This window comes from Pseudomonas sp. W15Feb34, from assembly GCF_023127765.1.
GTDB lineage: Bacteria > Pseudomonadota > Gammaproteobacteria > Pseudomonadales > Pseudomonadaceae > Aquipseudomonas > Aquipseudomonas synxantha_A.
The window spans coordinates 27,366-51,960 of sequence record NZ_SPKN01000010.1 but is presented as its reverse complement, the minus strand read 5'-3'; the positions used below and the strand labels follow the sequence as shown (position 1 = coordinate 51,960).

The 24,595-nt window shown below is 61.4% G+C and carries 25 protein-coding genes; 24 read left to right on the top strand and 1 reads right to left on the bottom strand.

The window, feature by feature from the left end; genetic code table 11:
• Window positions 1-146 precede the first annotated feature (146 nt).
• From E4O97_RS06090 to flhB, 21 genes are all read left to right on the top strand, one after another.
• Entirely contained in the window at window positions 147-1,619 is a 1,473-nt protein-coding gene (locus E4O97_RS06090) for a sigma-54 dependent transcriptional regulator (RefSeq protein WP_122732108.1), read from the top strand.
• Window positions 1,620-1,729: 110 nt separating this feature from the next.
• Entirely contained in the window at window positions 1,730-2,941 is a 1,212-nt protein-coding gene (locus tag E4O97_RS06085) for an ATP-binding protein (protein ID WP_005790086.1), read from the top strand.
• Between the two features lie 7 nt (window positions 2,942-2,948).
• Window positions 2,949-4,325, top strand: coding sequence for a sigma-54 dependent transcriptional regulator (locus E4O97_RS06080; RefSeq protein ID WP_005790084.1), 1,377 nt, complete (start codon window positions 2,949-2,951; stop codon window positions 4,323-4,325).
• A gap of 131 nt (window positions 4,326-4,456) precedes the next feature.
• A complete protein-coding gene (gene fliE, locus E4O97_RS06075; RefSeq protein WP_005790083.1) occupies window positions 4,457-4,786 on the top strand; it encodes a flagellar hook-basal body complex protein FliE in 330 nt (109 codons plus the stop codon).
• Between the two features lie 16 nt (window positions 4,787-4,802).
• On the top strand, window positions 4,803-6,578 hold the full coding sequence (gene fliF, locus E4O97_RS06070; protein ID WP_032880061.1) for a flagellar basal-body MS-ring/collar protein FliF: 1,776 nt from the start codon (window positions 4,803-4,805) through the stop codon (window positions 6,576-6,578).
• Window positions 6,571-7,587 (top strand): flagellar motor switch protein FliG, encoded by a 1,017-nt coding sequence (gene fliG / locus E4O97_RS06065; protein WP_003192957.1) that lies wholly within the window; start codon window positions 6,571-6,573, stop codon window positions 7,585-7,587. Before fliF ends, fliG begins: the two co-directional genes overlap by 8 nt.
• Before the next feature lie 10 nt (window positions 7,588-7,597).
• Entirely contained in the window at window positions 7,598-8,362 is a 765-nt protein-coding gene (gene fliH, locus E4O97_RS06060; protein WP_032880062.1) for a flagellar assembly protein FliH, read from the top strand.
• A complete protein-coding gene (gene fliI / locus E4O97_RS06055) occupies window positions 8,352-9,710 on the top strand; it encodes a flagellar protein export ATPase FliI (RefSeq protein ID WP_005790078.1) in 1,359 nt (452 codons plus the stop codon). Before fliH ends, fliI begins: the two co-directional genes overlap by 11 nt.
• Before the next feature lie 3 nt (window positions 9,711-9,713).
• Window positions 9,714-10,163, top strand: a complete 450-nt coding sequence (gene fliJ, locus E4O97_RS06050; RefSeq protein WP_005790077.1) for a flagellar export protein FliJ — start codon at window positions 9,714-9,716, stop codon at window positions 10,161-10,163.
• A 120-nt stretch (window positions 10,164-10,283) separates the two neighbouring features.
• Window positions 10,284-10,589, top strand: coding sequence for an STAS domain-containing protein (locus E4O97_RS06045; RefSeq protein ID WP_032880063.1), 306 nt, complete (start codon window positions 10,284-10,286; stop codon window positions 10,587-10,589).
• Window positions 10,586-12,304, top strand: a complete 1,719-nt coding sequence (locus E4O97_RS06040; RefSeq protein WP_216091908.1) for a fused response regulator/phosphatase — start codon at window positions 10,586-10,588, stop codon at window positions 12,302-12,304. The genes E4O97_RS06045 and E4O97_RS06040 overlap by 4 nt, the downstream gene beginning before the upstream one ends.
• Before the next feature lie 30 nt (window positions 12,305-12,334).
• A complete protein-coding gene (locus E4O97_RS06035; protein WP_078821970.1) occupies window positions 12,335-12,691 on the top strand; it encodes an Hpt domain-containing protein in 357 nt (118 codons plus the stop codon).
• A gap of 69 nt (window positions 12,692-12,760) precedes the next feature.
• The gene (locus tag E4O97_RS06030; protein WP_078821969.1) at window positions 12,761-14,059 is read left to right on the top strand and encodes a flagellar hook-length control protein FliK; all 1,299 of its coding nucleotides are present in this window, start codon (window positions 12,761-12,763) and stop codon (window positions 14,057-14,059) included.
• Window positions 14,060-14,269: 210 nt separating this feature from the next.
• Complete coding sequence (fliL, locus tag E4O97_RS06025) at window positions 14,270-14,773, top strand: flagellar basal body-associated protein FliL (RefSeq protein ID WP_005790069.1); 504 nt, start codon at window positions 14,270-14,272, stop codon at window positions 14,771-14,773.
• Between the two features lie 9 nt (window positions 14,774-14,782).
• Complete coding sequence (gene fliM / locus E4O97_RS06020; RefSeq protein WP_005790068.1) at window positions 14,783-15,751, top strand: flagellar motor switch protein FliM; 969 nt, start codon at window positions 14,783-14,785, stop codon at window positions 15,749-15,751.
• A gap of 43 nt (window positions 15,752-15,794) precedes the next feature.
• Window positions 15,795-16,262 carry a flagellar motor switch protein FliN gene (fliN, locus tag E4O97_RS06015; protein WP_005790067.1) on the top strand — a complete coding sequence of 156 codons (468 nt, stop codon included), beginning with the start codon at window positions 15,795-15,797 and terminating at the stop codon, window positions 16,260-16,262.
• Window position 16,263: 1 nt separating this feature from the next.
• Window positions 16,264-16,698 (top strand): flagellar biosynthetic protein FliO, encoded by a 435-nt coding sequence (fliO, locus tag E4O97_RS06010; protein ID WP_078821968.1) that lies wholly within the window; start codon window positions 16,264-16,266, stop codon window positions 16,696-16,698.
• A complete protein-coding gene (gene fliP, locus E4O97_RS06005) occupies window positions 16,698-17,441 on the top strand; it encodes a flagellar type III secretion system pore protein FliP (protein ID WP_005790064.1) in 744 nt (247 codons plus the stop codon). The genes fliO and fliP overlap by 1 nt, the downstream gene beginning before the upstream one ends.
• A 4-nt stretch (window positions 17,442-17,445) precedes the next feature.
• Window positions 17,446-17,715 (top strand): flagellar biosynthesis protein FliQ, encoded by a 270-nt coding sequence (fliQ, locus tag E4O97_RS06000; RefSeq protein WP_003192936.1) that lies wholly within the window; start codon window positions 17,446-17,448, stop codon window positions 17,713-17,715.
• A 4-nt stretch (window positions 17,716-17,719) separates the two neighbouring features.
• Window positions 17,720-18,505 (top strand): flagellar biosynthetic protein FliR, encoded by a 786-nt coding sequence (fliR, locus tag E4O97_RS05995; protein ID WP_005790062.1) that lies wholly within the window; start codon window positions 17,720-17,722, stop codon window positions 18,503-18,505.
• A gap of 3 nt (window positions 18,506-18,508) precedes the next feature.
• Entirely contained in the window at window positions 18,509-19,645 is a 1,137-nt protein-coding gene (gene flhB / locus E4O97_RS05990; RefSeq protein WP_248160966.1) for a flagellar biosynthesis protein FlhB, read from the top strand.
• A 34-nt stretch (window positions 19,646-19,679) separates the two neighbouring features.
• Here the strand turns inward: flhB and E4O97_RS05985 are convergent, their stop codons facing one another.
• The gene (locus E4O97_RS05985; protein WP_032803657.1) at window positions 19,680-19,868 is read right to left on the bottom strand and encodes a hypothetical protein; all 189 of its coding nucleotides are present in this window, start codon (window positions 19,866-19,868) and stop codon (window positions 19,680-19,682) included.
• A gap of 439 nt (window positions 19,869-20,307) precedes the next feature.
• On the opposite strand from E4O97_RS05985, the gene E4O97_RS05980 reads away from it, so the two are divergent.
• The 3 genes from E4O97_RS05980 (at window position 20,308) to flhF (ending at window position 24,499) form a co-directional block, all read left to right on the top strand.
• Entirely contained in the window at window positions 20,308-20,511 is a 204-nt protein-coding gene (locus tag E4O97_RS05980) for a cold-shock protein (protein WP_248160965.1), read from the top strand.
• A gap of 545 nt (window positions 20,512-21,056) precedes the next feature.
• Complete coding sequence (gene flhA, locus E4O97_RS05975) at window positions 21,057-23,171, top strand: flagellar biosynthesis protein FlhA (RefSeq protein WP_032880069.1); 2,115 nt, start codon at window positions 21,057-21,059, stop codon at window positions 23,169-23,171.
• An 11-nt stretch (window positions 23,172-23,182) separates the two neighbouring features.
• Window positions 23,183-24,499 carry a flagellar biosynthesis protein FlhF gene (flhF, locus tag E4O97_RS05970; RefSeq protein WP_005790047.1) on the top strand — a complete coding sequence of 439 codons (1,317 nt, stop codon included), beginning with the start codon at window positions 23,183-23,185 and terminating at the stop codon, window positions 24,497-24,499.
• Window positions 24,500-24,595: the final 96 nt, after the last annotated feature.

The following is a 24,595-nucleotide window of genomic DNA, read 5'->3' as shown; positions in this document are numbered from 1 at the left end:
CGCGTCATATATTTGACTGTGCCAGCATTTTTGACTTAACTAGTGCTGTTTTCAGATTTCAGACGTCTAGTAGGTAACAAATCTTACAGGCGTCTTGATTGCCCTCATTCCGGGGCAGGAAGTTTTACTAGGGAAGTTGCTATTGCATGTGGCGTGAAACCAAAATTCTGCTGATCGATGACGATAGCGTCCGCCGCCGCGATTTAGCGGTGATTTTAAATTTTCTTGGTGAAGAAAATTTACCCTGCGCCAGCCACGATTGGCAGCAGGCGGTCAGCTCGTTGGCGTCGAGCCGTGAAGTCATCTGTGTATTGATCGGGACGGTAAACGCTCCTGGCGCAGTTCTGGGCCTGTTAAAGACACTGTCAACCTGGGATGAGTTCCTTCCGGTGTTGCTGATGGGCGATATTTCTTCTGTGGACCTGCCGGAAGACCAGCGCCGCCGCGTGCTTTCCACCCTGGAAATGCCGCCCAGCTACAGCAAATTGCTCGATTCGCTGCACCGTGCCCAGGTCTATCGCGAGATGTACGACCAGGCCCGCGAACGTGGCCGTCACCGTGAACCCAACCTGTTCCGCAGCCTCGTCGGCACCAGCCGGGCGATCCAGCACGTGCGTCAGATGATGCAGCAAGTGGCCGACACCGACGCCAGCGTGCTGATCCTCGGCGAGTCGGGCACCGGCAAGGAAGTGGTCGCGCGCAACCTGCACTATCACTCCAAGCGTCGCGACGGGCCTTTTGTGCCGGTCAACTGCGGGGCGATCCCGGCAGAGCTGCTGGAAAGCGAGCTGTTCGGCCACGAGAAGGGCGCCTTTACCGGGGCGATCACCAGCCGTGCCGGGCGTTTCGAGCTGGCCAATGGCGGCACGCTGTTCCTTGACGAAATCGGCGACATGCCGTTGCCGATGCAGGTCAAGTTGCTGCGTGTGTTGCAGGAGCGCACCTTCGAGCGCGTGGGCAGCAACAAGACCCAGAGCGTGGACGTGCGCATCATTGCCGCCACCCACAAGAACCTCGAAAGCATGATCGAGGTCGGCAGCTTCCGCGAAGACCTGTACTACCGCCTCAACGTATTCCCCATCGAGATGGCCCCGCTGCGCGAGCGCGTGGAAGACATTCCGTTGCTGATGAACGAGCTGATCTCGCGCATGGAGCACGAAAAACGCGGCTCCATTCGTTTCAACTCCGCTGCGATCATGTCCCTGTGCCGTCACGGCTGGCCGGGCAACGTGCGTGAGCTGGCCAACCTGGTGGAGCGCATGGCGATCATGCATCCGTACGGGGTGATCGGCGTGGTCGAGCTGCCGAAAAAATTCCGCTACGTCGATGATGAAGACGAGCAGATGGACAGCCTGCGCAGTGACATGGAAGAGCGCGTGGCCATCAACGGTCATACCCCGGACTTCGGTGCCACCGCCATGCTGCCGCCCGAAGGTCTTGACCTCAAGGACTACCTCGGCAACCTGGAACAAGGGTTGATCCAGCAGGCCCTGGACGATGCGCATGGCATCGTTGCCCGCGCCGCCGAGCGTCTGCGCATCCGCCGCACCACCCTGGTGGAGAAGATGCGCAAGTACGGTATGAGCCGCAAAGAAGGTGATGAACAGGCGGATGATTGACGCCTGTTTTTCAACTAGCTGATTTATAAGTAGATTTTTTTCGGCACGGGTATTGCTACAGCCCTCGCAACGTTCCGTTTAACTGACGGTCAGCCAAGCGAGAGAGCATCATGCCCCACGCCGCCCAACTATCTTCGGCCCCTGCCATCCAGGGGCTGGTTTCGCCTGTAGAACCGCCGACCCGCCAGGGCCTGGAACAAGCGTTCTCGCAGTTCAACCAGATGTCGAGCCAACTGACCGACTCCTACAGTCTGCTTGAGGCGCGGGTGTCCGAGCTTAAAGGCGAGCTGGCGGTGGTCAGCGCCCAGCGCATGCAAGAGCTGGCGGAAAAAGAACGCCTGGCCAACCGTCTGCAAAATCTTCTGGACCTGTTGCCCGGTGGCGTAATCGTCATCGACGACCAGGGCCGTGTGCGCGAAGCCAACCCGGCGGCCTGCGACCTGCTGGGCCTACCGCTGGAAGGCGAGCTGTGGCGCCATGTCATCACCCGCTGCTTTGCGCCGCGAGAAGATGACGGTCACGAAGTCTCCCTCAAGGACGGACGCCGCCTGTCTATCGCCACTCGCTCCCTGGATGCCGAGCCAGGCCAATTGGTGCTGCTCAATGACCTGACGCAAACCCGTCACCTGCAAGACCAGTTGGCCCGTCATGAGCGGCTGTCGTCGTTGGGCAGGATGGTCGCCTCGTTGGCGCATCAGATCCGCACGCCCTTGTCGGCGGCGTTGATCTACGCCAGTCATTTGACTGATGAGCAATTGCCTGTAGCCACTCAGCAACGATTTGCCGGGCGCCTCAAGGAGCGCTTGCATGAATTGGAGCACCAGGTGCGCGACATGCTGGTGTTTGCCCGCGGCGAATTGCCGCTGACCGACCGTGTCACGCCTGCCGGGTTGATGCAGGCCTTGCAAGCAGCGGCGGCGACCCATGTACAGGGCGCCAACCTGCGTTGGCAATGTGACAGCCACCAAGGCGAGTTGCTGTGCAACCGCGACACCCTGGTCGGCGCCTTGCTCAACCTGATCGAAAACGCCACTCAGGCCAGCGGCCCGGATGCACGCCTCAAAGTGCACCTCTACGCCCGCGAACAAACCCTGCGCCTGTGTATCAGCGACAGCGGCAGCGGCATCGACCCCCAGGTGCTGCAGCGCCTGGGCGAGCCGTTTTTTACCACCAAGACCAACGGCACTGGCCTGGGCCTGACCGTGGTCAAGGCAGTGGCACGCGCCCATCAGGGAGAATTGCAGTTGCGCTCCCGGTTGGGGCGCGGCACCTGTGCATTGATGACCTTGCCGCTGTTTTCCAGCGCGGCGAGCGCGGAGTAAAAGGATTATGGCTATCAAGGTTTTATTGGTGGAAGACGATCGCGCCCTGCGTGAAGCATTGGCTGACACGCTGCTGTTGGCGGGCCATGACTACCGGGCGGTCGGCTCTGCCGAGGAGGCCTTGGCGGCGGTCGAGCAGGAAGCCTTCAGCCTGGTGGTCAGCGATGTGAACATGCCCGGCATGGACGGCCACCAGTTGCTCGGCCTGCTGCGTGCGCGCCAGCCGCAGTTGCCGGTGCTGCTGATGACTGCCCATGGCGCCGTGGAGCGGGCGGTGGACGCCATGCGCCAGGGTGCGGCGGATTACCTGGTCAAACCGTTCGAGCCCAAGGCGTTGATCGAGCTGGTCGCCCGACATGCCCTGGGTGTGATGTCGGCGGGCGAGGGTGACGGCCCGATAGCCTTTGAACCGGCCAGCGCGCAATTGCTGGAACTGGCAGCGCGGGTGGCGCGCAGTGATTCCACTGTGCTGATTTCCGGCGAATCCGGCACCGGTAAAGAAGTGTTGGCACGCTACATCCACCAGCAGTCCAGCCGTGCCCAGCAACCGTTCATTGCGATCAACTGTGCGGCGATCCCCGACAACATGCTCGAAGCGACGTTGTTCGGCCATGAAAAGGGCTCGTTCACCGGCGCCATCGCGGCCCAGGCCGGCAAGTTCGAACAGGCCGACGGCGGCACCATCCTGCTCGACGAAATCTCGGAAATGCCCCTGGGCCTGCAAGCCAAGTTGCTGCGTGTGTTGCAGGAGCGTGAAGTGGAGCGCGTGGGGGCACGCAAGCCGATCCAGCTGGATATCCGCGTGGTTGCCACCACCAACCGCGACCTGGCCGGCGAAGTGGCGGCGGGGCGCTTCCGGGAAGACCTGTTCTACCGGCTGTCGGTGTTCCCCCTGGCCTGGCGCCCGTTGCGCGAGCGCCCGGCGGATATCATTCCGTTGGCCGAGCGCCTGCTGAACAACCACGTCAAAAAAATGAAGCATGCCCAGGCGCGGTTATCGCCGCAGGCTCAGGCGTGCCTGGTCAGCTATCCGTGGCCGGGCAACGTGCGCGAGCTGGACAATGCCATCCAGCGCGCGCTGATTTTGCAGCAGGGCGGGTTGATCCAGCCGCAGGATTTCTGCCTGGCCATGGGCAATGGCGCTGCGCCGTTGCCGAGCCTGGCCCCGGCTCCAGTGGTCGCCGAGGTTGAATCAGCTGGCGCCCTGGGCGATGACCTGCGTCGTCGCGAATTCCAGATGATCATCGACACCCTGCGCGCTGAGCGTGGCCGCCGCAAAGAAGCGGCCGAGCGCCTCGGCATCAGCCCGCGCACCTTGCGCTACAAGCTGGCGCAGATGCGCGATGCTGGTATGGATGTGGAAGCTTATCTTTTCGCCACATGACCGGTAACAAGTTCTACAAGCTTTGTCGCCTTTTCTTACGAGTTGCTCCAGAGCTGGCACCCTTGTTGCTACCACCCCTAGTAACCGCTGCGTAGTGTCAAAAAATTGCGGGTCGTCGGAGAGAGAAGGTCATGAGCCAGGGTATTGAGTTCAATCGGTTGATGTTGGATATGCGCGCCATGCAAATGGATGCCATGGCTCAACCGAAATCCGTCGCGCCAGCGCCGGAATTGGGCCAAAGCAGTTTTGCCGACATGCTCGGTCAGGCAATCAATAAAGTCAGTGATACCCAACAGGCCTCCAGCCAGTTGGCAACGGCGTTCGAGATCGGTAAAAGCGGCGTGGACCTCACCGATGTGATGGTCGCCTCGCAAAAGGCCAGTGTGTCCTTCCAGGCCTTGACTCAAGTGCGTAACAAGCTGGTTCAGGCTTATCAAGACATCATGCAGATGCCGGTTTAAGGACGAGATTTAAGTCATGGCAGAAGCACTCTCCGACAACCTCCCCGCCAAGGCAGACGGCAAGCCGCCGTTGTTTGGCCTGTCGTTCCTGGAAAACCTCTCGCAAATGACCATGCTGCGTCAGGTGGGCCTGATGGTCGGCCTGGCGGCCAGCGTGGCGATTGGTTTTGCCGTGGTGTTGTGGTCGCAACAACCCGATTACCGCCCACTGTACGGCAGCCTGTCGGGCATGGATTCCAAGCAGATCATGGAAACCCTCGCCGCTGCCGACATCGCTTACACCGTGGAGCCCAACTCCGGCGCCTTGCTGGTCAAGTCTGATGACGTGGCCCGTGCACGGATGAAACTGGCCGCCGCTGGCGTGGCGCCGTCCGACAGCAATATCGGTTTCGAGATTCTCGACAAGGACCAGGGCCTGGGCACCAGCCAGTTCATGGAAGCCACCCGTTATCGCCGTGGCCTGGAAGGCGAACTGGCGCGCACCATCTCCAGCCTGAATAACGTCAAGGGTGCCCGTGTGCACCTGGCGATTCCGAAAAGCTCGGTGTTCGTGCGTGACGAACGCAAACCCAGCGCTTCGGTACTGGTCGAACTGTTTGCCGGCCGCTCCCTGGAGCCTGGCCAGGTGCTGGCGATCGTCAACTTGGTGGCCACCAGCGTTCCCGAATTGAGCAAGTCGCAAATCACCGTGGTCGATCAGAAGGGCAACCTGCTCTCCGACATGGCCGAAAACTCCGCGCTGACCCAGGCCGGCAAGCAATTCGACTACAGCCGCCGCATGGAAAGCATGCTCACCCAGCGCGTGCACAACATCCTGCAACCGGTGCTGGGCAACGACCGCTACAAGGCTGAAGTGTCCGCCGACGTAGACTTCAGCGCTGTCGAATCGACCTCCGAACAGTTCAACCCTGACCAGCCGGCGCTGCGCAGCGAGCAGTCCACCAGCGAGCAGCGCACCGCCGCCAATGGCCCGCAAGGTGTGCCGGGGGCCTTGAGCAACCAACCACCGTCGGCCGCCTCGGCACCGCAGACTACTGGCGGCGCCGCTGCCACTGCTGGCGCGATCCAGCCTGGCCAGCCGCTGCTGGATGCCAACGGCCAGCAGATCATGGACCCGGCCACCGGCCAGCCGATGCTCGCACCGTACCCGGCGGACAAGCGTAACCAGTCCACCAAGAACTTCGAACTCGATCGCTCTATCAGCCACACCAAGCAGCAACAGGGCAAGATCAATCGCCTGTCGGTGTCGGTGGTGGTCGATGACCAGGTCAAGGTCAACCCAGCCGATGGCGCCGTAACCCGTGCGCCCTGGACCGCCGACGAATTGGCGCGCTTCACCCGCCTGGTACAGGACGCCGTCGGCTTCGATGCCAGCCGTGGCGACAGCGTCAGTGTGATCAACATGCCGTTCTCCGCCGAGCGCGCTGAAGTGATCAGCGACCCTGCGTTCTACACCCAGCCGTGGTTCTGGGACATCGTCAAGCAAGTGCTGGGGGTGTTGTTCATCCTGGTGCTGGTGTTCGGCGTGCTGCGCCCGGTGCTCAACAACATCACCGGCGGCGGCAAGAAACAGCTTGCGCTCGCAGGTGGCGACGTCGAGTTGGGTGGCATGGGCGGCCTGGATGGCGAACTGGCCAACGACCGCGTCAGCCTTGGCGGCCCGCAAAGCATCCTGTTGCCAAGCCCGAGCGAAGGCTATGACGCTCAGTTGAACGCAATCAAGAGTCTGGTGGCAGAAGACCCGGGCCGTGTGGCCCAGGTCGTGAAAGAGTGGATTAACGCTGATGAATGATCGAGCCGCTGTGGCCAAGCTCTCCCGGGTCGACAAAGCCGCCGTGTTGCTGCTGTCCCTGGGTGAAACCGACGCTGCCCAAGTGCTGCGCCACATGGGCCCCAAAGAGGTCCAGCGTGTCGGCGTGGCGATGGCGCAGATGCGCAACGTGCACCGCGAGCAAGTCGAGCAGGTGATGAGCGAGTTTGTCGAGATCGTCGGCGACCAAACCAGCCTGGGCGTCGGCTCCGACAGCTACATTCGCAAGATGCTCACCTCGGCGCTGGGCGAAGACAAGGCCAACGGCCTGATCGACCGTATCCTGCTGGGCGGCAACACCAGTGGCCTGGACAGCCTCAAGTGGATGGAACCACGTGCGGTCGCCGACGTGATCCGTTACGAACACCCGCAGATCCAGGCGATCGTTGTGGCTTACCTGGACCCGGACCAGGCCGGTGAAGTGCTTGGCCACTTCGACCACAAAGTGCGCCTGGACATCATCCTGCGCGTGTCGTCGCTCAACACCGTACAACCGGCGGCCCTCAAGGAACTCAACACGATTCTGGAGAAGCAGTTCTCCGGCAACTCGAATGCCTCGCGCACCACCCTGGGTGGCATCAAGCGCGCGGCCGACATCATGAACTTCCTCGACAGCTCGGTCGAAGGCCAACTGATGGACTCGATCCGCGAGATCGACGACACCCTGTCCGGTCAGATCGAAGACCTGATGTTCGTGTTCAACAACCTTGCCGATGTCGACGACCGTGGCATCCAGGCGCTGTTGCGTGAAGTCTCCTCCGACGTGTTGGTGCTGGCCCTCAAGGGCTCGGACGAAAACGTCAAAGAGAAAATCTTCAAGAACATGTCCAAGCGCGCATCCGAACTGTTGCGCGACGACCTGGAAGCCAAGGGCCCGGTGCGCGTCAGCGATGTGGAAACCGCGCAGAAGGAAATCCTCACCATTGCCCGCCGTATGGCCGAAGCCGGAGAAATCGTTCTCGGCGGGAAGGGCGGCGAAGAAATGATCTAAGGCGCCTTGCATGTCGAACAAAGATGAGACGCCCAGCGATCTGATTCGCGCGCGGGATGTCGGCGGGTTCGACATCTGGTCGTTGCCCAGCTTCGACCCCCATGTGCCGGAGCCCGAGCCTGAGCCGGTCGAAGAGCTTCCGGTGGAAATGGAAGAAGTGCCGCTGGATGAAGTCCAGCCACTGACCCTCGAAGAGCTTGAAGCCATCCGCCAGGAAGCCTACAACGAAGGCTTTGCGGCGGGTGAGAAAGACGGTTTTCGCAGCACCACCCTCAAGGTCCGCCAGGAAGCCGAGGCAGCGCTGGGCACCCAGCTGGCCAGCCTGGAACGCCTGATGGGCAACCTGTTCGACCCGATTGCCGAGCAGGACACCCAACTGGAAAAATCCATGGTCGACCTGGTGCAGCACATTGCCCGCCAGGTGATCCAGCGTGAACTGGTGCTGGACTCCAGCCAGATCGAAAGCGTGATGCGTGAAGCTCTCAAGTTGCTGCCCCTGGGCGTCGGCAATGTGCGGCTGTACATCAACCCCCAGGATTTCGAGCAGGTCAAAGCCTTGCGCGAGCGCCATGAAGAAACCTGGCGCATCGTCGAGGACGCTTCGTTGCAACCCGGTGGGTGCCGTGTCGAAACCGAACACAGCCGCATCGATGCCACGGTGGAAACCCGCATCAGCCAGATCATGGCCAAATTGTTGGATCAACTGCATGAGCAAGCCCTGCATCCGGCAGCGCCTGACGTGAGCGTTGACCTGGACGCTCCCGATGCGCCTTGATCGCACCAGCTTTGCCAAGCGCCTGAGCAGCTACGCCGAGGCAACCGAATTGCCCGGCCAGCCGATCCTTGAAGGGCGCTTGTTGCGCATGGTTGGCCTGACCCTTGAAGCCGAGGGCTTGCGCGCCGCCATGGGCAGCCGCTGCCTGGTGATCAATGACGACAGCTACCACCCGGTGCAGGTCGAAGCCGAGGTGATGGGTTTTTCCGGCAACAAGATTTTCCTGATGCCGGTGGGCAGCCTGGCCGGTATTGCCCCGGGTGCTCGCGTGGTGCCGCTGGCCGACACGGGCCGCCTGCCCATGGGCATGAGTATGCTCGGCCGCGTACTCGACGGCGCCGGGCGTGCGCTGGATGGCAAGGGCGGCATGAAGGCCGAAGACTGGGTGCCGATGGACGGCCCCACCATCAATCCGCTCAACCGCAATCCCATCAGCGTGCCGCTGGACGTGGGCATTCGCAGCATCAACGGTTTATTGACGGTCGGCCGCGGCCAGCGCCTGGGCCTGTTCGCCGGTACCGGCGTGGGTAAGTCGGTGTTGCTGGGCATGATGACGCGCTTTACCGAGGCCGACATCATCGTGGTCGGGCTGATCGGTGAGCGGGGCCGTGAGGTCAAGGAGTTCATCGAGCACAGTCTCGGTGAAGAAGGGCTCAAGCGCTCGGTGGTGGTAGCGTCGCCTGCGGACGATGCGCCACTGATGCGCCTGCGCGCAGCCATGTACTGCACACGCATCGCCGAGTATTTCCGTGACAAGGGCAAGAATGTGCTGCTGCTGATGGATTCGCTCACGCGTTTCGCCCAGGCCCAGCGGGAAATCGCCTTGGCCATTGGTGAGCCACCGGCCACCAAAGGCTATCCGCCGTCGGTGTTCGCCAAACTGCCCAAGCTGGTGGAGCGCGCCGGTAATGCCGAGGCCGGCGGTGGCTCGATCACTGCGTTTTATACCGTGTTGTCCGAAGGCGACGACCAGCAAGATCCGATTGCCGACTCGGCGCGGGGCGTGCTCGACGGCCACATTGTGCTGTCGCGACGCCTGGCAGAAGAAGGGCACTACCCGGCCATCGACATCGAAGCGTCCATCAGCCGGGTGATGCCGGCGGTGGTCACCCCTGAGCATATGGCCCGTGCGCAGCAGTTCAAGCAACTGTGGTCGCGTTACCAGCAGAGCCGCGACCTGATCAGCGTCGGCGCCTATGTGGCCGGCGGCGATCGCGACACCGACCTGGCCATTGCCTTGCAACCACAGCTGGTGAACTACCTGCGCCAGGGCCTCAATGACAAGATCAGCATGGGCGAAAGCGAAGCGCATCTGCAGTCCATCTTCGCCCCCGCGCCAGGCGGTTAAGCCATGGCCAACAGCCGCGCCGCGCGCCTGGCCCCGGTGGTGGAAATGGCCGAAAAGGCCGAGAAAACCGCCGTGCAACGCCTGGGTTACTTTCAAGGCCAGGTGCGCCTGGCAGAGAGCAAGCTGGGCGACCTGGAGCGCTTTCGCCTGGAATACCAACAACAGTGGATCGAGCGCGGCAGCAAGGGCGTGTCGGGCCAGTGGTTAATGGGGTATCAGGGCTTTCTCAATCAGCTTGAAACAGCCGTCGGCCAACAGCGCCAGAGCCTGGCCTGGCACCAGAACAACCTCGATAAAGCCCGGGAAAGCTGGCAGCAGGCGTTTGCCCGCGTGGAAGGTTTGCGCAAGCTGGTGCAGCGCTATATCGACGAAGCGCGGGCGATTGAAGATAAGCGCGAGCAAAAGCTGCTTGATGAATTGTCCCAACGCCTGCCCCGCCAGGAACAATTCTAACTAACGACGCAGGGTAAATGTGGGAGCAAGCCCCCTCCCACATTTGATTCGATGTGTTGCTCAGATCCGGTTCGCCTGCTAAACCTTGTTGCACAGTGCCAATGACAAGGAAGCAGTCACATGTCAATCGAGTCCGATGTATCCCTGGATGGGAAGAAGTTGACGATCGCAATCAAGGGCCGGTTCGATTTCGGCAGCCACCAAGACTTTCGCAATGTCTACGAGCATGTTTACCCCAAGCCGGAGACTGTTGTGGTGGACTTGAGGGGGACCACCTACATGGACAGTTCGGCCCTGGGCATGCTCTTGTTGCTGCGTGACCACACGGGTGGCGATACGTCCGATATTCGCGTGGTTAATAGCAACCCCGACGTGCGCAAAATCCTCGCCATCTCCAACTTCGACAAACTGTTCGATATCAGTTGAGCGCCTTGGCCCCGGTCCTTGAGGCGCTGACTATCCTGATCGCCGAAGACAGCGCCGCCGATCGGCTGTTGCTGTCGACCATCATCCGTCGCCAGGGCCATCAGGTGCTGACTGCCAGCAACGGTGCCGAGGCGGTGGAGATCTTCCGTCATGAGGGCCCGCAACTGGTGCTGATGGATGCGCTGATGCCGGTGATGGACGGCTTTGAAGCCGCCCGGCAGATCAAGCAGTTGGCGGGGGAGGCGTTGGTGCCGATCATCTTCCTCACCTCCCTGCGCGAAAGCGAAGCGCTGGCCCAATGCCTGGACGCCGGCGGCGATGACTTCTTGCCCAAACCTTACAACCCCCTGATATTGGCAGCGAAGATCAACGCCATGGATCGCCTGCGCCGCCTGCAGGCCACGGTCTTGCAACAACGCGACCTGATCGCCAGGCACCACGAGCACCTGATGCATGAGCAGCGGGCAGCCAAGGCGGTGTTCGACAAGGTTGCCCACTCCGGCTGTATCAATGCCGCACCCAATATCCGCTACCTGCAATCGCCCTATGCCTTGTTCAACGGTGATTTGCTGCTGGCGGCCTACACGCCGTCCGGTGACATGCACGTGTTGCTCGGCGATTTCACCGGCCATGGCTTGCCGGCCGCCATTGGCGCCATGCCGTTGGCCGAAGTGTTCTACGGCATGACTGCCAAGGGCTACGGCCTTACGCAGACCTTGCGGGAGATGAACGCCAAGCTCAAGCGCATCCTGCCGGTGGACATGTTCTGTTGCGCCACCTTGTTGTGCCTGAGCGCCCAGCGGCGTGCGGTCGAGGTGTGGAACGGCGGTATGCCCGAAGGCTATGTGCATGAAGTCGCCACTGGCAAGCGCACGCCGCTGATGTCGCGGCATCTGCCCCTAGGCGTGCTGTCGGCGGAAAGCTTTGATGACAGCACCGAGGTCTGGCCCATGGCCTTGGGCGACCGGGTGTTTCTGCTCTCCGATGGCGTGCTGGATACGGCTGACGCCAATGATCAACTGTTCGGCGCCGAGCGGTTGCAACAGGTGTTCGCTGCCAACCGCGAGCCTGACCGCCTGTTTGAGGATATCGAGCACGCCCTGGCTACGTTTCGGGGGCTGGCGCGCGATGACGTCAGCATGGTCGAGATCACTTTGCTCTCCGGCCAGGCGCTGCGAGTGGCCGAGCCGATGTATGCCGACAGCGGCCAGTCGTGCCCGCTGGATTGGTCGGTGGGTTTCGAGTTTCGCGCCCAGACGCTGCAGCGCTACAACCCGCTGCCGTACCTGCTGCAACTGCTGCTGGAGATCCATGGGTTGCGCGAGCAGAGCGGCGCGCTGTACAGCGTGATGGCGGAGTTGTATTCCAATGCCCTGGAACATGGTGTGCTGGGCCTGGACTCACGGCTCAAGCGCGATGCGCAAGGTTTTGCGCAGTATTATCATCAGCGCAATGAGCGTCTGGCGCAGCTGAGCAGTGGCTACGTGCGCGTGGATGTGCAGGTGGTACCGACCGACAAGGGCGGCAAGATGACCCTGTGCATCGAAGACAGCGGGCCGGGTTTTGATGTCGAACAGGAGCTGGCGCGGCCCTTGGAAATTGACCGTCTGTCTGGCCGAGGGCTGAACCTGGTGCGTCAACTGAGCAGCGCTGTACGCTGGTCCGAGGGCGGGCGCCGTGTCTGCGTGGAGTTTTGCTGGGAAGCTCTGGCATAATCCGCTGATTCTTGATCAAGGAGCGAGCAAGTGGCTGAGATTCATCTGGACCCCGACGTGTTGTCGGGTTTGCAGGACGTCATGGAGGGTGAGTATCCCAAACTGCTCGACACCTTCCTCGATGACTCGCAAAAACGCATCGAAGCGCTGCGCGACGCGCGCGACGATGCCAAGGCATTGGGACGGATTGCGCACAGTTTCAAGGGCAGCAGTGGCAACCTTGGGGCGGTGCGGCTGGCGCAGTTGTGTCAGCGGCTGGAGGCTGAGTCCGTCAAGCCATCATCGGATCTGGGTGAATTGGTTGACCAGATCGATCATGAGTTCGCGTTTGTCCGGCCGCTGTATGAGTCGGAGCGCCAACGTTCAGTTTCTGAATCATCGCGCTAAACCTGGCCCGAGTCTTGCTCTATCTCCACAGACTGCATCCCCGACCCCATGCAGTGGAGAGCCTTACCCATGCCAGTCGCCCCCAATTCGCTCCTTCAGGCTGCCCCTGCGGCCAAGCCGTCAGCGCCTGCCGCTAACCCGCCGGTAGCGGTTGCGGCCCCGCGAGACAAGGGCGCAGGCTTTGCTCAAGTGTTTGCCAACCAGGGCGCCAAGCCGACGCTGAAGGGCGACGACACCCCTAACAAAGTCACGCGTGACAAGCCTTCCGATACCGGCGCCAAACCGGCTGCCGGCAGCGACAAGCCTGCCGCCAGCAAGCCGGCGGTTGCCGATAGCGGCAATCCCTTGCCTGCCAAGCCGTCGGCCAAGCCCGATGACAGCGCCGGCACCGAGGGCGATAAACCCAGCGATCCAGTTCTGGCGCAGTCACCTGCGGTAGACCCTGTTGTCGACCCTGCGGTAATCGCCGCCGCGACGCCGGTGGCGGTGCCTGTACAAGTGTCGGCGGTTGACGAGGACGCCAAGGCCCAGCCGGTGGTCGCTGTGGTCGAGGAGGCCTTCGACCCGCAGGCTGATCCCCTGGATGCGATGCCGGCCGTACGCCTGGCGATGGAGCAGGGCGGTCATGTGTCGGCCAGCAGCCAGACGCCGCAGAAAAGCGCAGCCGCCCCTACGGATCAACCGACCGCCGCGCAGAGCTTTGCCGCTGGCCTGGCCACGATGGTCGACCAGCAAGCCACCAAGGACAGCACCGACCAGGGTGGCGACAAGGCGTTTGGCGCGTTGATCGATGACGGCCTCAAGGACCTCAAGAACGCCAGCAGCGACACCCGCGTGGACGATTTCGCCAACCGCCTCGCCGCGCTGACCCAGGCCGCCACGCCCAAAACCGCCAACGCCTTGCCGCCGGTTGCCAATGCGCCGCTGGCCATGCACCAGAGCGGCTGGACCGAAGAGGTCGTCAACCGCGTGATGTACCTCTCCAGCGCCAACCTCAAGTCGGCCGAGATCCAGTTGCAGCCGGCTGAGCTTGGGCGCCTGGATATCAAAGTCAACATGACGGCGGACCAGCAGGCCCAGGTCAATTTCATGAGCGGCCATGCCGTGGTGCGTGAAGCGCTGGAAAGCCAGTCTGGCCGCTTGCGCGAGATGTTTGCCCAGCAGGGGATGGGGCAGGTGGATGTGAATGTGTCCGACCAGTCCCGTGGGCAGGACCAGCAGCAACAGCAGGGCCAGGCGCGGGGGGTGAGCGGCAGCGGCAGGCGTGCTGACAGCGGCGACGCTGGTGGCCCTGTGGACGTGGCCGAAGTGGCGGGGCCCGTGAGCCAGAGCGTGATCGGCTCCAGCGCGGTCGACTACTACGCCTGACTTCCTGTCCAAACCCGGTCAGTGTGGGAGCTGGCTTGCCTGCGATGGCGGTGTATCAGTGACACATATGTGAACTGACCCACCGCCATCGCAGGCAAGCCAGCTCCCACATTTGATTTGGTTTGCCTTCGCGCCAGACAACTCTGGCATAACACTTGCTCTTGCCTTCCCGTAGATCTATGAATCCCCGAATAGTGACGGATTATTGGCATGGCGAAGAGCGACGACGCAGCAACTCCCCCCGCAGCAGGCAAAGGCAAGCTCAAGCTGATCCTGTTGATTGTGCTGGGCCTGCTCCTGGCCATCGGTGCCTCGATTGGCGGTACCTGGTACATCATGCACAGCAGTGCAAGCAAGCCGGCACCCGCCGCCGACGCCGCCACCAACGTCAAGCAACCGGCAATCTTTGAGCAGATGCTCCCGGCATTTGTTGCCAATTACAACGTCAACGGTCGTCAGCGCTACCTGCAGGTGAGTATTACCTTGCTGGCGCGCAACCAGGCGGACCTGGATGCCCTCAAGGTGCATATGCCGGTGATCCGCAACAACCTGGTGATGCTGTTCTCCGGGCAGGCCTTCGACAGCCTGGCCACCCCGGTCGGCCAGGAAATGCTACGCCAGAAGGTCACTGCCAGCGTGCAGGAAGTGGCCCAGAAAGAACTCGGCAAAGTCGTGGTCGAGCAGGCGCTCTTCACTAACTTCGTATTGCAGTAGGATCACGACATGGCCGTGCAAGACCTGCTGTCCCAGGATGAAATCGACGCGCTGTTGCACGGCGTGGACGATGGTCTGGTACAGACCGAAATGGCTGCCGAACCCGGCAGCGTCAAAAGTTATGACCTGACCAGCCAGGATCGCATCGTTCGTGGACGCATGCCGACCCTGGAAATGATCAACGAGCGTTTCGCCCGCTACACCCGTATCAGCATGTTCAACATGCTGCGCCGTTCGGCGGACGTGGCGGTGGGCGGCGTGCAGGTGATGAAGTTCGGTGAATACGTGCACTCGCTGTACGTGCCCACCAGCCTCAACCTGGTCAAGATCAAGCCGCTGCGCGGCACCGCGCTGTTCATCCTCGACGCCAAACTGGTGTTCAAGCTGGTGGACAACTTCTTCGGCGGCGACGGCCGTCACGCCAAGATCGAAGGGCGTGAATTCACCCCCACCGAACTGCGTGTCGTGCGCATGGTGCTGGAGCAAGCCTTCATCGACTTGAAGGAAGCCTGGCAAGCGATCATGGAAGTCAATTTCGAGTACATCAACTCGGAAGTGAACCCGGCCATGGCCAACATCGTCGGCCCCAGCGAGGCGATTGTGGTGTCGACTTTCCACATCGAGCTCGATGGCGGTGGCGGTGACCTGCACGTGACCATGCCGTACTCGATGATCGAGCCGGTGCGCGAAATGCTCGACGCCGGTTTCCAGTCCGACCTCGACGACCAGGACGAGCGCTGGGTCAAGGCCCTGCGCGAAGACCTGCTGGACGTCGACGTGCCCCTGAGCGCCACCGTGGCCCGTCGGCAGTTGCGCCTGCGCGATATTTTGCACATGCAGCCCGGGGATGTGATCCCTGTCGACCTGCCGGAAGAACTGATCATGCGCGCCAATGGCGTGCCGTCGTTCAAGGTCAAGCTCGGTTCCCACAAAGGCAACCTGGCGTTGCAAGTGGTTGAGCCGATCAACCGACGCTGATTCAACCCTAATTCATGATTGTTTGCTGCGCCGAGGACATGTAATGGCTACCGAACACGAAAACACTTCCGCCGAAGACCAGGCCCTGGCTGACGAGTGGGCCGCGGCCCTGGAAGAAACCGGCGATGTTGGCCAGGACGACATCGACGCACTGCTGGCCGCCGACGCAGCCACTGCGCCTGCCGGCAAGCGCCTGCCGATGGAAGAATTTGGCAGCGTGCCGAAGAACAACGAGCCGGTGACCCTCGACGGTCCGAACCTGGATGTGATTCTTGACATCCCCGTGTCGATTTCCATGGAAGTGGGCAGCACCGAAATCAATATCCGCAACTTGCTGCAACTCAACCAAGGCTCGGTGATCGAGTTGGACCGCCTGGCCGGTGAGCCACTGGACGTGCTGGTCAACGGCACGCTGATCGCCCACGGCGAAGTGGTGGTGGTCAATGAGAAGTTCGGCATCCGCCTGACGGACGTGATCAGCCCGAGCGAACGCATCAAGAAGTTGCGCTGAGATGAAGTACTCGATGGCGGGACTGTTGCTGGCGCTGCCATTGAGCGCCTGGGCGGTGGAGCCGGTCGCGCAAGCGGCTGCGGCACCGGTGGTCGGCAGCGTCGGCGGGCAATTGACGCAACTGGTGCTGGGCCTGTTGCTGGTGATCGGCTTGATCTTTGTGCTGGCCTGGCTGATGCGCCGCGTACAGCGCATCGGCCCGGGCAATGGCCAGGTGATCGAGCTGGTCGGCTCGCGCGCCCTCGGCCCGCGTGATCGGCTGGTGCTGGTGCAAGTCGGCGAGGAGCAGATCCTGCTTGGCATCACGCCCGGGCGCATCACCCCGCTGCATGTACTCAAGACCCCGGTGGACGCGGCCAAGACCGAGCCTGCCACGCCAGAATTCGCCCAGCGCCTGATGGAGTTGCTGGGCAAGGATCAGAAGGATAAGAAGTAATGCGCGTTTTGCTGACGCTCATGCTGTTGCTGGCTGCGCCGCTGGCCCTGGGCGCCGACCCGTTGTCGATCCCGGCGATCACCCTGGGTACCAACGCGGCCGGCGCGCAGGAATATTCGGTCAGTTTGCAGATCCTGCTGATCATGACCGCGCTGAGTTTTATCCCGGCGTTCGTGATGTTGATGACCAGCTTCACGCGGATCATCATCGTGTTCTCGATCCTGCGCCAGGCCCTGGGCCTGCAGCAGACGCCGTCGAACCAGATCCTCACCGGCATGGCCTTGTTCCTGACGCTGTTCATCATGGCGCCGGTGTTCGACAAGGTGAACCAGCAAGCCCTGCAACCTTACCTCGCGGAAAAGCTCAACGCCCAGGACGCCATCGACAAAGCCCAGGGCCCGATCAAGGACTTCATGTTGTCGCAAACCCGCTCCAGCGACCTTGAACTGTTCATGCGCCTGTCCAAGCGTACCGACATCGCCACTCCGGACCAGGCACCCTTGACCATTCTGGTGCCGGCGTTCGTCACCTCCGAATTGAAGACCGCGTTCCAGATCGGCTTCATGATCTTTATCCCGTTTTTGATCATCGACCTGGTGGTGGCGAGCGTGCTGATGGCCATGGGTATGATGATGCTGTCGCCGTTGATCATCTCGTTGCCGTTCAAGATCATGCTGTTTGTGCTGGTGGACGGCTGGGCGCTGATTATTGGCACCCTGGCCGGCAGTTTCGGAGGGGTATAGGGCCATGACCCCAGAAGTCGCCGTCGACCTGTTCCGCGAAGCACTGTGGCTGACCACCCTGATGGTCGCCGTGCTGGTGGTGCCGAGCCTGTTGGTCGGCCTGCTGGTGGCGATGTTCCAGGCGGCCACCCAGATCAACGAACAAACCCTGAGCTTTCTGCCGCGCCTGTTGGTGATGCTGGTGACCCTTATCGTCGCCGGCCCGTGGCTGGTGCAAACCTTCATGGAATACATCCTGCAGTTGTACGGCAGTATTCCGCAGTTGATTGGCTGAGCCGATGCAGTCCTTGCTGGCGTTGACCGACACTCAGATCAGCACCTGGGTGGCCTCGTTCATCCTGCCGTTGTTCCGCGTCACGGCGATGTTGATGGCCATGCCGGTGTTCGGCACCACCCTGGTTCCGCGTCGCGTGCGTTTGTACTTTGCCGTGGCGATCACCGTGGTGATCGTGCCGGGCCTGCCACCGATGCCGCCGGTCAACGCGCTGGACCTCAGCGCCTTGCTGTTGATCGCCGAACAGATCCTGATCGGCGCCATGCTGGGGTTTTCCCTGACCTTGTTTTTCCAAGCCTTTGTGGTGGCCGGGCAAATCATCTCGATCCAGATGGGCATGGGTTTCGCCTCCATGGTCGACCCCACCAACGGCGTGTCGGCGGCAGTGATCGGGCAATTTCTGACCATGCTGGTGACCTTGCTGTTCCTGGCCATGAACGGACACCTGGTGGCGTTCGAGGTGCTGACCGAGAGTTTCACCACCTTGCCGGTGGGCGCAGGCTTGGTGGTCAACCACTTCTGGGAACTGGTGGGGCGCCTCGGTTGGGTACTCGGCGCGGCGCTGTTGCTGGTGTTGCCGGCGATCACGGCGCTGCTGGTGGTCAATATCGCGTTTGGCGTGATGACCCGTGCGGCGCCGCAACTGAACATCTTCTCGATTGGTTTCCCGCTGACCCTGGTGTTGGGCATGGGGATTTTCTGGGTCGGCCTGGCCGACATTCTCAATCAGTATCAACCGCTGGCCACCGATGCCCTGCAGTTCTTACGTGATCTGGCACGGGCGCGCTGAGCCATGGCCGAGAGCGAGAGTGGTCAGGACAAAACAGAAGACCCCACGGAGAAACGTAAAAAGGACTCCAGGGAAAAGGGCGAGATCGCGCGCTCCAAAGAGCTCAACACCTTTGCCACCATGATCGCCGGTGCCGGTGCCTTGCTGATCTACGGCGGGGGCCTGGCGCTGGACTTGCTGGAGATGACGAAACACAACTTCAGCTTGCCTCGCGAAGTGTTGCTCAACCCCGACGCCATGGGCCAGTACCTGCTGCACTCAGGCAAAATCGCCCTATTGGCGGTGCAACCGATCTTGATCACCTTGCTGCTCGCCGCGCTGATCGGCCCCGTTGCCCTCGGCGGCTGGTTGTTTGCCGCGGGCAGCATGGCGCCCAAGTTCAGCCGCATGAACCCGGGCGCTGGGCTCAAGCGCATGTTCTCCGCCAAGGCCCTGATTGAATTGCTCAAGGCCCTGGCCAAGTTTTTCCTGATTCTGTTCGTGGCGTTGGCGGTGTTGTCGTCCGACATAGACGACTTGTTGCGTATCGCCCATGAGCCGCTGGAGTCGGCGATCATCCACAGCGTGCAGGTGGTGGGCTGGAGCGCGCTGTGGATGGCCCTCGGGCTGATCCTGATTGCGGCCGTGGATGCGCCGATCCAGCTGTGGGAAAGCCACAAGAAACTGCTGATGACCAAGCAGGAAGTGCGTGACGAACACAAGGACCAGGAAGGCCGGCCCGAGGTCAAGCAACGCATTCGCCAACTGCAGCGCGAAATGTCCCAGCGCAAGATGATGGCTTCGGTACCCGACGCTGACGTGATCATCACCAACCCGACCCACTACGCCGTAGCGCTCAAGTACGACCCGGAGAAGGGTGGCGCACCGATGCTGTTGGCCAAGGGCAGCGACTTCACCGCCCTGAAAATCCGCGAAATCGCCGTGGCCAACGACATTCTGCTGCTGGAATCGCCGGCGCTGGCGCGCTCGATTTTCTATTCCACCGACCTCGACCAGGAAATCCCCGCCGGGTTGTACCTGGCCGTTGCCCAGGTACTGGCCTACGTTTACCAGATCCGCCAATACCGCGCCGGCAAGGGCAAGCGGCCTGATCCGCTCAAGGATTTGCCGATACCGCCGGATTTGCGCCGCGACACCTGATTCTTCTTTGACCTGTCAACTTTGACAGTAGCCGTTACGCCGCCTTCACTGTTTGATACAGCGATGAGCCGCGCAGCCATGCGCGGCTCGGGAGGCGGTGATGGATAGGGGCACGGTCAGGTGGTTCGATGCGGTCAAGGGCATTGGTTTTATTGCTCGGGATCGGGATGGCAATGCGGTTGCCGTCCAATCGACGAATGTCGAATGCGCTGAAGTCCAGCAAGCGCCTGCCAAGCAGCGCAAACCCCGCAAACGCAAAAAGTCAGGGGATGCATGATCCGCAACATTGCCATACCTACACTCACTGGAAGCCCGCGTCTACCTGTCAACTTTGACAGTAGCCAAAGGGCGCTGCCCGCTGTTTTATTACCCTCCATGCACTGCGCGTATGTAGTAAACGAGATGCAGGGAGAGCGGTTGTGAAGGTGGTTACGGGTACGGTCAGGTATTACGTCTGGCTCAGAGGCGATTGGTTGATCAAGCCCGATGGCGGGGGAGAGGATGTGTTTATCAATGGCAGAGACTGGCGTTGCACTGCGCTGTGGTTTGGCAAGCGCATGGAGTTCCAAATGGTCCATCGACCCGAGGGTATTTATGCGTTGCCCATTAAACGGTGCAACCCAGGTGAGCCGGGTCTCAAGTGAAGGGTAGGGAGTATGGCAATGGCAACTGGCACGGTGAAGTGGTTTAACGCGGAGAAGGGGTTTGGTTTTATTACTCCGGATGATGGGACTCCCGATGTGTTTGCCCATTACTCGGCAATCCAGTCGCAGGGGCACAAAACCCTGGCGGAAAACCAAAAAGTAGAATTTGAAATCACGCAAGGACCAAAAGGCCCACAGGCTGAGAACGTGCGGCCAGTTTAAAAACTGAATCACAGGTGGGACCTGGCTTGCCTGCGATGGCTGACTCACAGCCAATATCCCAGTGGCTGACACACCGCAATCGCAGGCAAGCCAGCTCCCACCCTTGTCCGTATTATCCGCTGCTTGCTTTGCCCGCCATTGTGGCGCCAAGGTGCAGGCGATCAGCCAGTAATTGCGCCAGTTCGATCAACTGCGCAACACCAGTGGTGTACGGAGACTAGAGAGCCGGTTTCCTAGGGGCAACCCCAAATCCTTGTCAGAAATTTCCTCGATAGCCCCGGCTGTACACAGATCAAATGTGGGAGGGGGCTTGCTCCCGATAGCGGTGAATCAGCCAAACATCAGTGCCTGACACTCAGCAATCGGGAGCAAGCCCCCTCCCACATTTGGATTGATTTACACCCGGTGGCCCGGGGTGTTTGTGAGGTTCTCCGGGCCCAAAAGCAAAGTTGGAAGGCTTCTTGCAACCCCGCCTCCAAGTCGCCTTCCAGCGTCAAAACTTTGCTTCAAGGACCCGAGGAATACCGGTGGTAGATCGCTCTCAAATGCTCAACACGGCCCGTGGCACCCTGACTGACCTGTCGCGGGGCAATCTGGGTGTGCCGTTGTTGTTGCTGGTGATGCTGGCAATGATGATGTTGCCGATGCCGCCGTTCCTGCTCGATGTGTTCTTCACCTTCAACATTGCCCTGTCTGTCGTCGTGCTGCTGGTCTGCGTGTACGCGCTGCGGCCGCTGGATTTCGCGGTATTCCCGACCATTCTGCTGGTGGCGACCCTGCTGCGCCTGGCGCTGAACGTGGCGTCCACGCGGGTGGTGATGCTTCACGGCCAGGACGGCCATGCCGCTGCCGGTAAGGTGATCCAGGCGTTCGGCGAGGTGGTGATCGGCGGCAACTACGTGGTCGGTATCGTCGTGTTCGCGATCCTGATGATCATCAACTTCGTGGTGGTAACCAAGGGCGCCGGGCGGATTTCCGAGGTGAGCGCGCGGTTTACCCTCGACGCTATGCCCGGTAAGCAGATGGCCATCGACGCCGACCTCAACGCCGGCCTGATCGACCAGAACCAGGCCAAGTCACGCCGGGCGGAAGTCGCCCAGGAAGCCGAGTTCTACGGCTCCATGGACGGTGCCAGCAAATTTGTGCGCGGTGACGCCATCGCCGGCCTGCTGATTCTGTTTATCAACCTGATCGGCGGCATGGCCGTCGGTATCTTCCAGCACGGCATGACCTTCGGTGATGCGGGCAAGGTGTACGCCTTGCTGACCATCGGTGACGGTTTAGTGGCGCAATTGCCATCACTGTTGTTATCGACAGCCGCGGCGATCATGGTTACCCGCGCTTCGGGCTCCGAAGACATGGGCAAGCAGATCAGCCGCCAGATGTTCGCCTCGCCCAAGGCCCTGGCCGTGGCGGCGGGTATCATGGCGATCATGGGCATCGTGCCGGGTATGCCCCACTTCTCGTTCCTGAGCATGGCGGCCCTGGCCGGCGGCGCAGCTTACCTGTTCTGGAAAAAGCAGAACGCGGTCAAGGTCCAGGCCCAGCAAGAGATTGCCCGCCAGCAGGATCTGCTGCCATCCCCGGCCCGCGCCCAGGAAACCAAGGAGCTGGGCTGGGACGATGTGACCCCGATCGACATGATCGGCCTGGAGGTCGGCTACCGCCTGATCCCGCTGGTGGACCGCAACCAGGGCGGGCAATTGCTGGCGCGGATCAAGGGCGTGCGCAAGAAGCTGTCCCAGGACCTGGGCTTTTTGATGCCCACCGTGCATATCCGCGACAACCTCGACCTGGCCCCCAGTGCCTACCGCCTGACCCTGATGGGCGTGATCCTGGCCGAAGCCGAGATCTACCCGGACCGCGAGCTGGCGATCAACCCCGGGCAGGTGTTCGGCACGCTCAACGGCATTACCGCCAAAGATCCGGCTTTTGGCCTGGAAGCGGTGTGGATCGAAGTCAGCCAGCGCAGCCAGGCGCAATCGCTGGGTTACACCGTGGTGGATGCCAGCACCGTGGTTGCCACGCACCTCAACCAGATTCTCTACAAGCACTCCCACGAGCTGATCGGTCATGAGGAAGTCCAGCAATTGATGGGCTTGCTGGCCAAATCCTCACCGAAACTGGCCGAAGAGCTGGTGCCGGGTGTCCTGACACTGTCGCAGTTGCTCAAGGTGCTGCAAGCGCTGTTGGCCGAGCAGGTGCCGGTACGTGACATTCGCAGCATTGCCGAGGCCATCGCCAACAATGCCGCCAAGAGTCAAGATACTGCCGCTCTGGTGGCGGCGGTGCGCGTCGGATTGTCCCGTGCAATCGTGCAAAGCATTGTAGGCATTGAGTCCGAGCTGCCTGTGATCACCCTGGAACCCAGGTTGGAACAAATATTGCTCAATAGTATTCAGAAGGCAGGGCAAGGCCAGGAAGAGGGCGTTTTGCTGGAGCCGAGCATGGCTGAAAAGCTGCAGCGTTCGTTGATCGACGCCGCACAGCGCCAGGAAATGCAAGGCAACCCGGTGATCCTGCTGGTGGCCGGCCCGGTTCGGGCGATGTTGTCGCGGTTTGGACGCCTGGCTGTACCGAATTTGCACGTGTTGGCTTACCAGGAAATTCCTGACAATAAGCAAGTGACTATCGTCGCGACAGTTGGGCCCAATGGCTGAGGTAGTGGGTTATGCAAGTTAAGCGTTTTTTCGCCGCCGATATGCGTCAGGCCATGAAACTGGTCCGTGATGAGCTGGGCGCCGATGCCGCGATTATCGGTAACCGTCGGATTGCCGGCGGTGTCGAGCTGACGGCTGCCCTGGATTACACCCCCCAGGCGCTGGCCCCGCGCGTGCCGAACATGGAACTCGAAGACGAGCTGCGCAAGACCGCCTCGCGCATTGTGTCGGCCCAGGCTGAACTGAGTATGCGTGGCGACAGCGATGCCAGCACCAATCGCCAATTGTTCGCCGGCCTGCCGTTGACCGCCGCCGAGCCGCTGGTAGAGCCGACATTTGTCGAACCGCCGCGTCCAGCCGCGCCCGCCCCGGCTGCTGCTGTCGACCAGCGTGTGTTCGATTCGATGCGCTTTGAACTCAATGGCCTGCGTGAACTGCTGGAAGTGCAGCTGGGCTCGTTGGCCTGGACGCAACTGCAAGGCAGCAAGCCCCAGCAAGCCAACCTGTGGCGCCGCCTGCAACGCATCGGCTTGTCCGGCCCTTTGTCCCGCGACCTGCTGGCCTTGACCGCCGAAGTCGAAGAGCCGCGTCAGGCCTGGCGCATGTTGCTGGCGCACTTGGCGCGCATGATCGCCACCCCGGAAATCGAACCCCTGGAAGAGGGCGGTGTGATTGCCATGGTCGGCCCCGCCGGCATGGGCAAGACCACCACCCTGGCCAAGCTGGCCGCACGCTACGTACTCAAGTACGGCGCACAGAATATCGCCCTGGTGAGCATGGACAGCTACCGCATCGGCGCCCAGGAGCAGCTCAAGACCCTTGGCCGCATCCTCAATGTGCCGGTGACGCACGTCGATCCGGGCCAGTCCCTGGCCAATGCCCTCGACCCGTTGCTGCGCAAGCGCGTGGTGCTGATCGATACCGCCGGCCTGCAAGCCAGCGACCCGGCCCTGCGTATGCAGCTCGAAAGCCTGGCCGGGCGTGGCATCAAGTCGAAAAACTACCTGGTGCTTGCAACCACCAGCCAGAAACAGGTTCTTACCGCCGCGTACCATAGTTACAAACGCTGCGGTCTGGCCGGCTGCATCCTCACCAAGCTCGACGAAACCGCGAGCCTGGGCGAAGTGTTGAGCCTGGCCATCAGTCATGAATTACCGGTCGCCTACCTGACCGACGGGCCGCGGATCCCTGATGATCTGCATCTGCCGCGCCGTCATCAGTTGGTCAGCCGTGCCGTCAGTGTGCAAATGCAAGAAGAGCCTAGCGAGGAAGCGATGGCCGATATGTTCGCCGACCTTTACCACCACCCGGCAAAACGGGTCGGTTGAGGCAGGATGAACACCGTGAAATGTACCTACATCGATGGTCTGCAAGCGTTTCAAGCGGCCAAGCCATGTAGCCTGCGTCTAAGCAAGACAAGGTAA

Excerpts from the sequence above, each read along its gene's own strand:
- E4O97_RS06090 (WP_122732108.1), top strand. The coding sequence starts at position 147 with ATGTGGCGTGAAACCAAAATTCTGCTGATCGATGACGATAGCGTCCGC.
- E4O97_RS06085 (WP_005790086.1), top strand. The coding sequence starts at position 1,730 with ATGCCCCACGCCGCCCAACTATCTTCGGCCCCTGCCATCCAGGGGCTG.
- E4O97_RS06080 (WP_005790084.1), top strand. The coding sequence starts at position 2,949 with ATGGCTATCAAGGTTTTATTGGTGGAAGACGATCGCGCCCTGCGTGAA.
- fliE (WP_005790083.1), top strand. The coding sequence starts at position 4,457 with ATGAGCCAGGGTATTGAGTTCAATCGGTTGATGTTGGATATGCGCGCC.
- fliF (WP_032880061.1), top strand. The coding sequence starts at position 4,803 with ATGGCAGAAGCACTCTCCGACAACCTCCCCGCCAAGGCAGACGGCAAG.
- fliG (WP_003192957.1), top strand. The coding sequence starts at position 6,571 with ATGAATGATCGAGCCGCTGTGGCCAAGCTCTCCCGGGTCGACAAAGCC.
- fliH (WP_032880062.1), top strand. The coding sequence starts at position 7,598 with ATGTCGAACAAAGATGAGACGCCCAGCGATCTGATTCGCGCGCGGGAT.
- fliI (WP_005790078.1), top strand. The coding sequence starts at position 8,352 with ATGCGCCTTGATCGCACCAGCTTTGCCAAGCGCCTGAGCAGCTACGCC.
- fliJ (WP_005790077.1), top strand. The coding sequence starts at position 9,714 with ATGGCCAACAGCCGCGCCGCGCGCCTGGCCCCGGTGGTGGAAATGGCC.
- E4O97_RS06045 (WP_032880063.1), top strand. The coding sequence starts at position 10,284 with ATGTCAATCGAGTCCGATGTATCCCTGGATGGGAAGAAGTTGACGATC.
- E4O97_RS06030 (WP_078821969.1), top strand. The coding sequence starts at position 12,761 with ATGCCAGTCGCCCCCAATTCGCTCCTTCAGGCTGCCCCTGCGGCCAAG.
- fliL (WP_005790069.1), top strand. The coding sequence starts at position 14,270 with ATGGCGAAGAGCGACGACGCAGCAACTCCCCCCGCAGCAGGCAAAGGC.
- fliM (WP_005790068.1), top strand. The coding sequence starts at position 14,783 with ATGGCCGTGCAAGACCTGCTGTCCCAGGATGAAATCGACGCGCTGTTG.
- fliN (WP_005790067.1), top strand. The coding sequence starts at position 15,795 with ATGGCTACCGAACACGAAAACACTTCCGCCGAAGACCAGGCCCTGGCT.
- fliO (WP_078821968.1), top strand. The coding sequence starts at position 16,264 with ATGAAGTACTCGATGGCGGGACTGTTGCTGGCGCTGCCATTGAGCGCC.
- fliP (WP_005790064.1), top strand. The coding sequence starts at position 16,698 with ATGCGCGTTTTGCTGACGCTCATGCTGTTGCTGGCTGCGCCGCTGGCC.
- fliQ (WP_003192936.1), top strand. The coding sequence starts at position 17,446 with ATGACCCCAGAAGTCGCCGTCGACCTGTTCCGCGAAGCACTGTGGCTG.
- fliR (WP_005790062.1), top strand. The coding sequence starts at position 17,720 with ATGCAGTCCTTGCTGGCGTTGACCGACACTCAGATCAGCACCTGGGTG.
- flhB (WP_248160966.1), top strand. The coding sequence starts at position 18,509 with ATGGCCGAGAGCGAGAGTGGTCAGGACAAAACAGAAGACCCCACGGAG.
- E4O97_RS05980 (WP_248160965.1), top strand. The coding sequence starts at position 20,308 with ATGGCAACTGGCACGGTGAAGTGGTTTAACGCGGAGAAGGGGTTTGGT.
- flhA (WP_032880069.1), top strand. The coding sequence starts at position 21,057 with ATGCTCAACACGGCCCGTGGCACCCTGACTGACCTGTCGCGGGGCAAT.
- flhF (WP_005790047.1), top strand. The coding sequence starts at position 23,183 with ATGCAAGTTAAGCGTTTTTTCGCCGCCGATATGCGTCAGGCCATGAAA.